The organism is Paenibacillus sp. B1-35 (assembly GCF_050474385.1).
Classification (GTDB): domain Bacteria; phylum Bacillota; class Bacilli; order Paenibacillales; family Paenibacillaceae; genus Paenibacillus_B; species Paenibacillus_B alvei.
Window position 1 is genome coordinate 847,075 of record NZ_JBCHVJ010000001.1, and the last position, 12,373, is coordinate 859,447.

The 12,373-nt window shown below is 41.7% G+C and carries 12 protein-coding genes; 5 read left to right on the top strand and 7 right to left on the bottom strand.

What is annotated here, in order from left to right; genetic code table 11:
- Window positions 1-308: 308 nt before the first annotated feature.
- From ACQ5BJ_RS03795 to ACQ5BJ_RS03815, 5 genes are all read right to left on the bottom strand, one after another.
- Entirely contained in the window at window positions 309-1,022 is a 714-nt protein-coding gene (locus ACQ5BJ_RS03795; RefSeq protein ID WP_005550747.1) for a hypothetical protein, read from the bottom strand.
- A gap of 79 nt (window positions 1,023-1,101) precedes the next feature.
- A complete protein-coding gene (locus tag ACQ5BJ_RS03800; protein ID WP_197268200.1) occupies window positions 1,102-1,698 on the bottom strand; it encodes a hypothetical protein in 597 nt (198 codons plus the stop codon).
- A 924-nt stretch (window positions 1,699-2,622) separates the two neighbouring features.
- On the bottom strand, window positions 2,623-4,431 hold the full coding sequence (locus tag ACQ5BJ_RS03805) for a choline/carnitine O-acyltransferase (protein ID WP_430108654.1): 1,809 nt from the start codon (window positions 4,429-4,431) through the stop codon (window positions 2,623-2,625).
- Between the two features lie 17 nt (window positions 4,432-4,448).
- A complete protein-coding gene (locus tag ACQ5BJ_RS03810; protein WP_005550097.1) occupies window positions 4,449-4,616 on the bottom strand; it encodes a hypothetical protein in 168 nt (55 codons plus the stop codon).
- Window position 4,617: 1 nt separating this feature from the next.
- Window positions 4,618-6,228, bottom strand: a complete 1,611-nt coding sequence (locus tag ACQ5BJ_RS03815) for a BCCT family transporter (RefSeq protein ID WP_289355561.1) — start codon at window positions 6,226-6,228, stop codon at window positions 4,618-4,620.
- 219 nt (window positions 6,229-6,447) lie between these two features.
- Between ACQ5BJ_RS03815 and ACQ5BJ_RS03820 the strand changes: the two genes are divergently transcribed.
- Both ACQ5BJ_RS03820 and ACQ5BJ_RS03825 read left to right on the top strand, forming a co-directional pair.
- Window positions 6,448-7,068, top strand: coding sequence for a diadenylate cyclase (locus tag ACQ5BJ_RS03820; protein ID WP_005550095.1), 621 nt, complete (start codon window positions 6,448-6,450; stop codon window positions 7,066-7,068).
- 26 nt (window positions 7,069-7,094) lie between these two features.
- Window positions 7,095-7,709 carry a diadenylate cyclase gene (locus tag ACQ5BJ_RS03825; protein WP_040736526.1) on the top strand — a complete coding sequence of 205 codons (615 nt, stop codon included), beginning with the start codon at window positions 7,095-7,097 and terminating at the stop codon, window positions 7,707-7,709.
- A gap of 21 nt (window positions 7,710-7,730) precedes the next feature.
- On the opposite strand, the gene wrbA is transcribed toward ACQ5BJ_RS03825, so the two are convergent.
- The gene (gene wrbA / locus ACQ5BJ_RS03830) at window positions 7,731-8,339 is read right to left on the bottom strand and encodes an NAD(P)H:quinone oxidoreductase (protein ID WP_005550092.1); all 609 of its coding nucleotides are present in this window, start codon (window positions 8,337-8,339) and stop codon (window positions 7,731-7,733) included.
- 111 nt (window positions 8,340-8,450) lie between these two features.
- Entirely contained in the window at window positions 8,451-9,893 is a 1,443-nt protein-coding gene (locus tag ACQ5BJ_RS03835; RefSeq protein ID WP_430108659.1) for a GMC oxidoreductase, read from the bottom strand.
- A 262-nt stretch (window positions 9,894-10,155) separates the two neighbouring features.
- On the opposite strand from ACQ5BJ_RS03835, the gene ACQ5BJ_RS03840 reads away from it, so the two are divergent.
- From ACQ5BJ_RS03840 to ACQ5BJ_RS03850, 3 genes are read left to right on the top strand one after another with little or no spacing between them, the layout of a single operon-like run.
- Window positions 10,156-11,100: a ring-cleaving dioxygenase gene (locus ACQ5BJ_RS03840; protein ID WP_430108661.1), complete on the top strand. Its 945-nt coding sequence runs from the start codon at window positions 10,156-10,158 to the stop codon at window positions 11,098-11,100.
- Window positions 11,101-11,103: 3 nt separating this feature from the next.
- A complete protein-coding gene (locus tag ACQ5BJ_RS03845) occupies window positions 11,104-11,718 on the top strand; it encodes an alpha/beta hydrolase (RefSeq protein ID WP_430108663.1) in 615 nt (204 codons plus the stop codon).
- Window positions 11,719-11,722: 4 nt separating this feature from the next.
- Window positions 11,723-12,334, top strand: a complete 612-nt coding sequence (locus ACQ5BJ_RS03850) for a flavin reductase family protein (protein ID WP_005550088.1) — start codon at window positions 11,723-11,725, stop codon at window positions 12,332-12,334.
- The last annotated feature ends 39 nt before the right edge of the window (window positions 12,335-12,373 follow it).

The following is a 12,373-nucleotide window of genomic DNA, read 5'->3' on the forward strand; positions in this document are numbered from 1 at the left end:
AAGCAGTCTCTCCAAATTGGCCTCAATCAGTGTCAAATGACACAAATTGACCCTCAATGATGAATCAATAATGCCCCCATTCGATTTATTGACACAAAAGCACCCTTCATCATTGAGGGTGCTTTTGTGTCAGAGCATTCAAAACACATATTTCTAATATATGTCTTTTTTCCTTGTGTCAAGATTAACGCCGTAGATTAACCTTTAATGCTACGCACATTTCAAAAGTAAAATACCCCCGAGGTATTATTTCTCGGGGGTTCAAGTTGCTGATTTTGATTTGCTCAAGACAATTCCTATTCTTGTTTTTACATTGGCGAAGTCGATGTCAACTCTACGTTTGCATCATCTAGACTAACTACAGTTCCACCGATTGCTTCTTCATAAATACCAATTTGACTTCCTGAAGATGCATACTTCTTGTAAATTAACTTACCATTTGAATTTACACCAACAGCATAATTTGTAAGGTACGCCGTTGTCTTTGGAGCTACTGTAACCCCTACTCCATAAGAAGTTCCTTTAATCCATTTTCTCGTAGAGTCTACTTGTACAGATGTCGAGGCTTCAATCCCAGCTAAAAAACCTGCTTTTACTTCAGCTTTTGCACTAATAGCTGATGAAACATTCCATGTAGTCTCTGTGGTTGTTTGCTGAGTATATGAAAGTGTAGCAGATGTACTCAGCGCATTATTAACTCTTATCGTGCCGGTGGATTTGTAGTTCCAATCCTTAGAGTTTCTACTAGCGTCATATCTATCAAAAGCATATTTATATCCATCATTCGGTGGAGCCATTGTTGTAACTCTTTGACTCAGGGGGACAACTTCTGTACGATTTCCATCCATATCAATTTCCCATGCCTTTGGTTCTGGCGCTTGATAATGGGATTCTTTTGCCTTAGCTTTTTCCAGCACGTCCTCTGGAATATCACTATCACTAGCTTGTGCAAAAACCATTTGTGATGAAAGCAAAAAAGTTAAACTCAAAACTCCAACAGCCAGTTTTCTGAAATGAAACATAGATTAATCCCTCCTTGTATTACATTGTATACCAAATTATGGGTGATATCAATCCCATAATTTGGTATAGTCAATCTCTTTAATATTTGGATGTTATATTTTGAATATTACGGATTGTTTCCTTTGTAATATCGATGTCTTTTTTAGTTTCAGAAATCTGATAGATAATAAAAACAATATTTTTGTAACTAAATGTAACAATATCACTCATTTCCGAAAGTTTTTCATTAATATTAGATAAACCTGTGAGCATAGACCAATCAATTATATCTTCACCTATATAGTTTTGTGTATAAGCTATTCTTATAGAAATTTGCGTTGATTGATTTTTATTTTCAAAAATTAGGAGTTCTTGCGTTGTTTTTGGTTCTCCAGTATCCAGTTCACCATTTAGAGTTAAATACTGTCTTTTATTATACGTCAAGTCTTTATCTACGATCGTGAGATCACTCGTAAAGGTGCCAGTTTTCAATTCAAAATTACTAATTTTTAAATTACTTTTTAATGCCTCAAACAATGTTTGATACTCAGCGTAAGATAATATTTTTTTAGTATTTTCAATAGTTGTGTCTCCAATTTTAGTTCGGCTCTCTGCTATTTTGCTATCAGAGTTACTACAGCCAACTAAAAAAATACAGACTGTAGATAGAATTATTAGCATTTTATAATTTCTCATCACTAACCCACCTTCAATCTATAATTCGGCTACACTTATCGTTATTACCAACTACTTCTTGTTATATACTAACAGTATTTCCCTATATTTGAAAGTGTTTTTTCTATCCCTAACTATTATTACGAAAAAAATAAAAACACCTGAGAGACCCTACAAAAGCCCACTTTTGCTCATGTTGTGTTTAAGTAGACATATTTTATCCTAAAAAAAATCTTCAGTTCTTCTAACAGATACGACTTTTTGCAGTAGTCTCCAAGAGGTGTTCATAGTTTTTGAACCTTATCATGCATAGTTATATTTTAAGTAGATATTTCATTTAATTGTTCTTATTATTGTTTAAACTTATTACTACACGCTGATCACAGAATTATTTTTGGATTGTTCCTTGCTAATCATTTTCATTCGATACTTTGTACATATTGATTCTTCTAATTTACATGCTCGTATCAGCGTCGAATCTGTATATTGCATTTCTCGATTTATAGATGTTATCAGATATTACGGGCACCAAATAAGATCGTATCATTGATCGCTTCTGATCCATAATAATTTGATGATGCAATTAACAACCGACTTTAATTACTTACATAATCACCAATACTATGTGAATTTTTTCTCATTTCCATGCCGATGCATTCATTATTAATTTCGTCATCTAGTGTCGTTTCTAAATGCCTGCCAACACATGATATAAGGCAATTTCGTCGTTCTCCATCAACGATTCTATACAAACTTCTATTTGCTCATACTTGACACATGAAAGTTCGTTTATGTTACATGTACCTACCTCATTTGACGGTTTTTTTCAAATGAAACGGCATTTAGCATCTCGTGAGGCTCCATCCTTAAGTTATTCAAAAAAAAGAACTCGGTAATTTTATACCGAGTACAGTCCCCTTTTTGTATTGAAAAATCGAACCTTAACTAACTTAATTCTAATAGAGCTGCCAACCGTTCCAAATTCGTACATAGACTATGCAACAACTGATCGGCCGCTTCTTTATTGGCTTTCTTGACAGATATATCAAGGACAATCCGCTCATTCAGTATGCCGTAGTACAGACCGAAACCTTCGCTATTTACTGGCGCGAAAGTAAATGATTCCATAATCTCATAAGGTATGCTTGTCGTTGATATAAAGTCTGCAGTCAAAGCTTTCATCCCTTGCGACTGAAAGAAATAGTCGGATTGGCTTGGGGAGGCCTGCTTCAATTGGCTTATTCTCTTTAAGCCGAACAAATGACGCTCAATTCCAGCTCCGCGCTGGCAGGCTTTGATCCGTTCAGTATGCGCCGCTGCCGCGCGCTTAAAGCTGTCTATCAGTTGCTGCCGGCGTGATTGCCAATCCTTATCTACGCCTAGCTTACATTCATGCATATAACTTTCTACAAATTGCTTCTTTTCGTTGCTAATGGAACGGGCACATTCGGTTCTCCCTTGATAGTAATGGCGCATAGCGACCGGTTCATATACGCTTTGCAATTGCCCTGTTGACTCGTATTGGGCTAATGCTAAGGCAATATGGAAGAAGGCATCAGGACTTACTTGGCCACGCTTCATCAGAGACTTACCGAAACGTTCAAAACTAACGTGGGCAAAATAATGATTATCGTACTCCGCTTGAGCCTGTTCACTGCATTGCACCAATAACGACTGCACGCGTTCATCTAGCTGCCAGCACAGCGCTGTAACTAACTCACTGCTACAATCTTGATGAGAAATCGATTCTTCTTGCCGGGTACCATCTTGTTGTGTAAACAGTTGATTTACCACATTCAGGACTGGCACACCGTCAATCGATGAATGCTCAAAATTAAAACGGATTGCACCGTTAGCATCGATAAGCATCTGCATCGTCTTCGCAAACCACTGATTTTTCCAACCTAATAACGCACAGTGCAACTGTTCCGCTGTGCTGTCAACTGCATCGTCTGAAAAACCGATCGCAAATATCGCATCATGAATCGTACGCAAATGCTGAGCATTCACAGGATGTTGCTGCAACTGTTCATACACATCTGCCGACAATTCACGCTTGGCCGCCGCTACACTTTCGACAGAAACAGTCTCCTCGGGAACATTGTGCGTTAAGATATAGCGCAAGTTACCCTCTAATTGCGCCGCTGGAATAACGGCACCTTGCTCATCCGTTACCATTAATTTGTAGAAGTGTGAGTTGCGGATAACAACGACGAAGTTATTTTCCACTGTATCTGCACCTACATAAAACTCATCTTCCCCATGAGCTGGCAAGCGGCAGCTCTTGAAAATATTTCGATAGTAGCTCATATCCACAGCTGCACCTTTAGCCGTCTCCTCCATTGGATAACGACCTGAAATTAGCTGTAAATAGATGCTTACCGCCCGTTCAATCAACAACGCCGCCTTATGAGCTCTGTCTCCCATATGAGCGTGATAATCCGGATGGATTGTTAACGCAATATTCGTCTCGCTTTGTAAGTTTCCCCTTGTCATTAAGTAGCTCTGCAGCCACCACGGAGCGAGCCAACTGTCTTCTCCAGCTTCTGCATGCTGCTCTAACTGTTGCTGCAACAGCGGTCCCTCATCTTGCTGAAAACGCAGCACAATATGCTTAAACTCATTTAATTGTTCCACGGTCAGTAGCGGTTCCGCCCACTCCAGCAAAGTCGTTAATGTGTCTGGCAACATTGGAACGGGCAATTTTTTTAGAAGAGGTCGTAATTGTGTTGTGTACTTGTTCGTGTTGTTCATAACGATCTCCTCTTATCTCATGTCTCATGTTTAGGTTCGAGCGCTAGCTTAACCATCCAACCGAGCACAGCTAAAAAGGCAACCGTTATCACAAATAACCCAATATTACCCAATAGCGTGCCCTCTGCCAATGTTTGGTCTACTCCATATTCAGGCAACGGTAAAGGAACTTTCGTAGTCTCCATCTTAAGTTAACTCCTTTCCTAACCTCTGTTCAGATTCCTTTTGCAGCTTATGCTGATGATCTACATATCCTTCACGCCTCGCGTCATGGCGCAATTGTCGAATCAACCCGGAAATCGCCAAGAAGAACACAAACATGTACGGAATACCTAAGAAAACTGCAATCGCCCGCACTCCATTCAGTGTCCCTGTAGCTACGTTGGCGAAGGCAACCATCGTGGTTATGACCGACCAGATCAAGGTGCGCACTACTGGCGCGTTTTCTGGTCCATTGCTTGTAATTATACTCAGTGAGATCATCGAACTTGTCGCAGTCGTTGACAGGAACACAAGAATCAACACGATAAACACAATCCCAGTGAGTGTGAACAACGGCAGCTTCTGCAAGACCATAATGAATGATAAATATACGTCGTCAGGATGATCTTGAATATATTGAATAATTGAGCCATCGCCAACAATCGCATTGAGGAAGCCTGTGCCACCAAATACGCTGAACCATACAATGAGGAACATCACTGGCGCTAATACGCCCCCAACAATAATTTGCCGAATCGTACGTCCTTTAGAGATGCGGGCAATAAATATACCGAGGAACGGTGTCCACGAAATCCACCAAATCAAAGTCGTATTCGGCCAATCGAAGAACCACCCTTTATTTAGAAACGGCAAGGTCTCAAGACTAGTCGGCACGACGCCAAGAAACGTATTTTTGAACGTTTGTGCAATAAAGTTCATTAGAAACGGTGAGTTTCCTAATGCAAATACGTAAACCAATATGGCGACCGCAACAACAACGTTAATATCACCCAAAATTTTCATGCCTTTGCCGATTGGCAATACGGCAGCCAACGTATAGATTGCGAAAATCGCCAATAAAATGAATACTGAATAGCCTAAGCCTTCATTGTTATAGCCAAAAACGGAGGAAACCGCATTTTTAACTTGGAATACACCAAGACCAATCGAGGCTGCCATCGTCAGTGCGGATGCACCGGCTGCCAAAATATTGGTGATGTTAGCTAGTGGCTTGCCCCACTTTTTATCCGAAAACCCTTCCGCAATCGGAGTCCCTGGCAAAAACTTAGCCCCACGTGAATAAGCAAAATAGCCAATCACTAATCCCGATATCGTATAGATCGACCATGCTGGCAAACCCCAAATAAACATCGTATATTTCATCGCGTTTTCAGCAGCGGCCACCGCATCTGCCCCAGATCTAATGCCACCGGCTGATTGCAAATAGTGAACAAGCGGCTCTGCGACACCAAAGTTTACTAGACCTACTCCAATTCCCGCAGTGAACAACATTCCTAGCCATGAAAAAGTGCTAAATTCCGGCTTTTCATCTTTCTTACCTAGCTTGACATTGCCAAACTTGCTAAAAGCAAGCACTAAGCAAATTCCGATAATAATAAGTGGAATCATCATCGTAAACCAGCTAAAGGTTCCGTGATACTGATATACCCATCCCCATAACGTGTTCGTCAGATTTTCGGGATTAACGACCGCCCATACAGAAAAGATGCCTGTGAATACAATTGCCGACCAGAATGTTAATGAACTTTTTCCGCCACTTGTCATGGAGGATAGAGGAGGTCCTTTTTCAGCCATAATGTGAAATCTCCATTCTTATGTTGTATTAAGTTCTTCCAAAACATAATATTTCCGTCTCACAGTCCATAAATTCATCAGTCTCAGTTATTGATAATTATTCAAGGCTGTTAGGGCTGTTTCTTGTAGTGAACGTCGAAATTGCAAACTAAAGCAGTTGAAAAATACACATAATTTAAACTGGAATGGAAACCATATGATCGATGAAGGAGGTTGATTATGGAAAACAAGTGTGGTTTGCATTCTCCGCAACAATCTGACGTTAACCGTCAATTTCAACTTCTGTCCACTAAGATTAAAAGCATGCTGGAATCCATGGATCAAGAAGATATCGACATTTTAAAAAATCTTAAGTTGCTTTCTAACGTATGTTCCGATACGGGGAAATTGGTTTCCGCCTATCACTTGAATCGACTGCTTCTTCCCTATACAAGTCAATGCACGGAAATTTTCAAAGCCATCAAGCTGCTAAGCGAGCAACGTAAAGGTGCCCTTATTATTGTTGAAAGAGAAGATAAAATACAAGATTGGATCACCGTAGGAACTCCTCTATCCGCAAAAATCTCAAGTACGCTGTTAGTCTCCATTTTTCATACAGGGAGTCCATTGCATGACGGCGCTGTGTTAATTCAGAATGATACAATCGTTTCAGCAGCAAATGTGCTTCCGCTGACCCGGAAACAGTACAAAAGTAAGCTTGGTACCCGACACCGCGCAGCAATTGGTTTATCCGAAAATACAGATGCCCTAACCTTCATCGTTTCCGAGGAAACGGGGGCAAAATCATTCACGTTTAACGGCTCACTATATGGATTCGAAATCCCTGACGAGCAAACTTAATCCTCTCTAGGAGTGCAATATTGAATATGAATAAAAACAAAATGAATGATGATTTCTCGCAGCTCCGAATCGAAATCAACGAAAAGCTAACCGAAATCGAAAAAAAGGTAAATCAAAATATAGCCACTCTAAGTCATAATGATATTCGCATCATTGATATTGTCCAAAAATTGTCTAGAAAACTGCTCGAATTGGAAACGACTGCATCAACTTACTTACTTAATCGTTTGTTGTCCAAGTATACGAAATGCAGTACTGAATTATCTCTTGCCATTCACAAACTTAGCCGAAAACGTCAAGGAGCTCTGATTGTAATAGAGGCTGGCGATCCTGTTGCGCCTTTTTTACAAGGAGGAATACCCATTAATGCTGTAATTACGAGTCAATTATTAGAATCCATATTTCAACCTGATAGTTTGCTTCAAGAAGGAGCTGTCCTCATTCAATCTGATTTGCTTGTTTCCGCATCCAACACCTTGCCTTTAACCGAACAAATATTTTGGGATCGAGCAGCTGATATTCGGGAATTATCTGCAATAGGCTTGTCTGAAAAGTGCGATGCATTGATTATATTAATCACAGACGGTGGAACAACCTACTTCTCATTGGAAGGCAATCTCTTTCCTTTTTCAGCATCCTGAAAAACAAAAAAAGCAAGCAAACTAGCTGTTGCCTGCTACTATCCATTTTGCTACGTTTACTGTACGCTTAGCTTGATATTTAACCGCTGCCTGAACGTCCTCTACCATTTTTCCATTTTGGACGGTTACGCTTGTTCCGTAAGGGTTTCCCCCGGCTTTAAAAAGTGAGGCATCGGTATAACCTGGGGAAACCACAATGGCGCCCCAATGATACATCGCGGTGTAGATACCTAAAATGGTTTGCTCTTGCCCACCATGAGCATTTTGCGCTGAAGACATCGCGCTAACCACCTTATTTGTGAGCTTACCATGGAACCATAGCTTACCGGTTGCATCTAAAAATTGTTTCATTTGTCCGGGCATAGTGCCGTAACGGGTCGGTACGCTAAAAATAATGGCATCTGCCCATTCAAGATCATCAAGTTTCACTATGGGAACATCCTTTACACGGTCAACATGTTCTTTCCATGCGGGATTTTCTTGTATTGTTTCTTCAGAAGCCAATTCTGGGACTCTTAAAACTCTCACTTCCGCCCCCTGCTCCATTCCGCCTTCTGCAGCCCATTGAGCCAAACGATAATTTGTTCCTGTCATGCTGTAAAAGATAATTGCCAGTTTAACCGGATACATCCCTCTATCTCCTATTCTTCATTCGAAATCTTCTTCATTCGGAATCATTACTTAACTAAAATAACAAACATACTATAAGTTTCACCTACTTCTTCCTGTTTCATACTCTCCTTACGTACTAGTACGTACGATATGATCGGCTGTTCGTATTGCTAAAGCAACTGTAGAATTCGTCGGATTCGCTGCAGCAAGAATGGGTATTACGCTGTTATCAGCAACATAGAGACCGGGAACTCCATGAATTTCTCCAATACGATTCGTTGCCGAGGTAGCTGGGTCAGTTCCCATTCGACACGTGCAAGATTCATGAACATCGCTTCCTGGCGGTAATAAGGCAGGCTCCCCATCTAAAGTTACTCCCATTGCATTCGCCGATCGAATAATGCCATCACGCATTTGATGGATTACCGTATAATCCTTGTTGCTATATGAAAAATGAACTTGGTTCAAAGGCACACCGTATTCGTCTCGAAGAGTAGGGTCTAAATAAACTCGATTCTCTGGCCTTGACTCGACTAAACCGAAAGCAGCATATACGACACTCACCTGATCGGGGAGCACTTTTTCCTCAAATTGCTGGTATGAAAAAAATTGATTGGGACCTAAGATTTGTATTTGATACGGAGATTCTCTTGTTTCGCGTTTTAATATTGCCAGGTTGCCAATATTATCAGGGAACTGCCTGCGGCTTATTTTACCCGTTCCCAATACAAATGAATGGTTGGTTAAATAACGTCCGATTGCCGCTCCTTGTATGCCCGAATTGAGCAAAATACGCGGCGTTTCCAACGTACTTGCAGATATAACAACGTTTTTTGCTCGAATGGTATGCGTTCTTTTATCTGGGGACATTACATGAACGCCTGATGCTTTTCCATTTTCGAGGAGCACACGGGTCGTATAGGCATTCACTGCAAGATCATAAGGTTTGTTATTTAGGGCATATGCAAGAAAATGAATGGAACTAAACCATGCATTCGAATGAATTTCCCCCATTCGCGGGCCTGTCATATCAATGGCAAGCGGCATATCAGTTGCTTCTAGTACACCTCCTGCAAGAAGCCGATTCATGAGAATCCTTTGCATGGTAGAACCATCGGCATAAGATGTAGTGCAATGCAATACACGCTCAGCAATCCTAAAATATACATCCAATTCAACTGGATGAACAGGCCAGGATTGAAGTTGAAACTCTGCAGGACGGGGACAAGCAGCATTCCAAAACAATGTCCTCCCGCCAAGGGCAAACGTTAACCTGGCACCCGAAAATTCCGGAAGTCGCTCCCCGATAGGAGTAGAATTATCGGGCCATAACTGATCACGCATGCGATCGACATTCATAGTAGGGATATTCAATGCATGCGAATGAAATAATTTATCCCCTTTTTCAAGAATGCCAATTCTCTTTGCCCCTTGATTTTTCCATAATTCACATAATCTATATAGCATTGCTCCTCCACCTGCGCCACTCCCGACGATAAGAACGTCATATTCTGAATGGGCCATTTCCTCGAGCGGTTTGGTTGGTATCCAATTATTAGGGTATCTCCACATATGAATCATCCTCTCAATCTTAGGATTCCAATCCATTTTATTACCCGCTTCTTGTCTCATATTCCACATTCATTATAGTATTCTGCTTCCTTACCTCTTAATATCTTGATTTCGAGATAATTTGTGTTATACTTACTTTTATAAAGCAGCTTATTATTAATAATTGACAGGAAGGGAGAACAGTTATCCAATACAAAGGTCTTCTAAATTGAAAATGAGTTTATGGGAAACAATAAAAATAAATGCAAAAGGAGCAATTATCATGAAGAAACATACAACAGGTATCCATCACATCACGGCATTTGCTAGAAATGCGCAGGAAAACATCGATTTTTATGCAGGGATACTAGGTATTCGTCTTGTAAAAAAGACTGTCAATTTCGATGCGCCTGAGGTATATCATTTTTATTTCGGCAATGAAAACGGAAGTCCCGGGACGATTATGACATTTTTCCCTTGGGAAACTGGACGGAAAGGCCGCATCGGCGGTGGACAAGTAGGAGTGACTACGTTTGTCGTGCCTACGGGCTCAATGGACTTCTGGGAAACGCGATTACAACATTTCGGTGTGCAAATTACCCGAGAAGAAAGATTCGGTGAACAATTCTTGCAATTCTCGGATCATGACGGGCTGCAGCTCGAAATCGTGGCGCGAGAGGATGGCCCGAATAGCAAATGGTCTTTTGGAGGAATACCGGTAGACAAGGCCATTAAAGGTTTCGGAGGAGCCGTATTGTATAGTACTCATCCGAAGGCAACCTCTGAATTGCTTGAGAACGTAATGGGACTCGAAATGATTGGACAAGAAGGAGAATGGATGCGTTTTAAAGGAAGCGCCGATCTGGGGAATGTGATTGATATTAATATTGCACCAATGGAACGCGGGTCGGGAGGATACGGTACCGTGCACCATATCGCATGGCGCGCCAAAGACTTTGAGGATCATGAGGAATGGAGAGAGCATATCGGACAATCCGGATATCACCCAACTCCGATCGTCGATCGACAATATTTCAATGCGATTTATTTCCGTGAGCAGGGAGAAATCTTATTCGAAATTGCTACTGATCCTCCAGGATTCACCCGGGACGAAGCATTTGAAGAACTTGGTAAGGAATTGAAGCTTCCTGCACAATATGAACCGCATCGGGCGCAAATCGAGAAGCTTCTGCCGCCTATCCAGGTACGTGAATTGGAGGGTAAATAAATCATGCAGCATATTTTCCAAAAAGGCACGGATCCTTCAAAGCCTACGCTTGTCTTGCTCCACGGAACTGGCGGAACTGAGCATGATTTGCTTCCGATAGCGCAAATCGTATCGCCGGAGTCATCCGTGCTAAGCGTTAGAGGGAACGTACTAGAGCACGGCATGCCGCGCTTTTTCCGCAGATTAAGCGAGGGAGTCTTTGATGAAGAGGATCTTATCCTTAGAACCAATGAGCTGAATGAATTTCTGAATGAGGCGGCAACTAAGTATGAGCTTGATCGCAGCAACTTCATTGCGGTTGGTTACTCCAATGGAGCCAATATTGCCGGAAGCCTCTTATTTCACCACAAAGGTTCTCTAAGAGGAGCAATATTGCATCACCCTATGGTTCCGCGTCGCGGGCTGAAACTGCCCGACCTAGCCGGTTCGCCTGTATTTATCGGTGCAGGAACGAACGATCCGATTTGCGCACCGCAAGAGACTGAAGAACTGCAGTCGCTGTTAACCCAAGCGGGTGCACGTGTTACCGTCCATTGGGAGCAGCATGGCCATCAATTAACACATTCCGAGGTTCATGCAGCCGCATCTTGGTTACAAAGCCATATCAATCAGGGGTGAGCCCATGCTAACCATTTATCCGGAGGAACAAACCGAGCGGGATAATTATAAACTGCTCATCGGCAGTATCCTCCCGAGACCAATCGCGTTCATTACAACATTGTCAGCTGAAGGCGTATTAAATGCCGCACCTTATAGCTATTTCAATATCGTCTCTGCCGATCCGCCCATGGTCTCTGTATCCGTTCAAAGGAAAAAGGGCGTGCGCAAAGATACTTCAAAAAATATCATGGAAACAGGTTCGTTTGTTGTTCATATATCGGATGAGGATTATATCGAGGCAATCAATATGACGGCGGCTAATCTTCCGCCCGATGAAAGCGAAGTGGAGTTAGCTCATCTTACTTCTATCCCGAGCGCCAAGATTAAGGTTCCGGGGATTGCTGAAGCCAAAATCCGCATGGAGTGTACGTTAAAGCAATCACTTTCTCTCGGTGGCACTCCTTCGTCTCCAGCATGCGATCTAATTATCGGGGAAATCGTATGCTTTCACATTGCGGATGAATTGTATGAGAGAGGTCGAATCGATGCGCAGCAATTAAAGCCTGTTAGCCGACTAGCTGGCAACAGCTATTCCAAGTTAGGTGAAATCTTTTCGATTGATCGACCTAATTGATTCCCTTTTCTCAACATGTAAAACCAAAAGAATCCCACA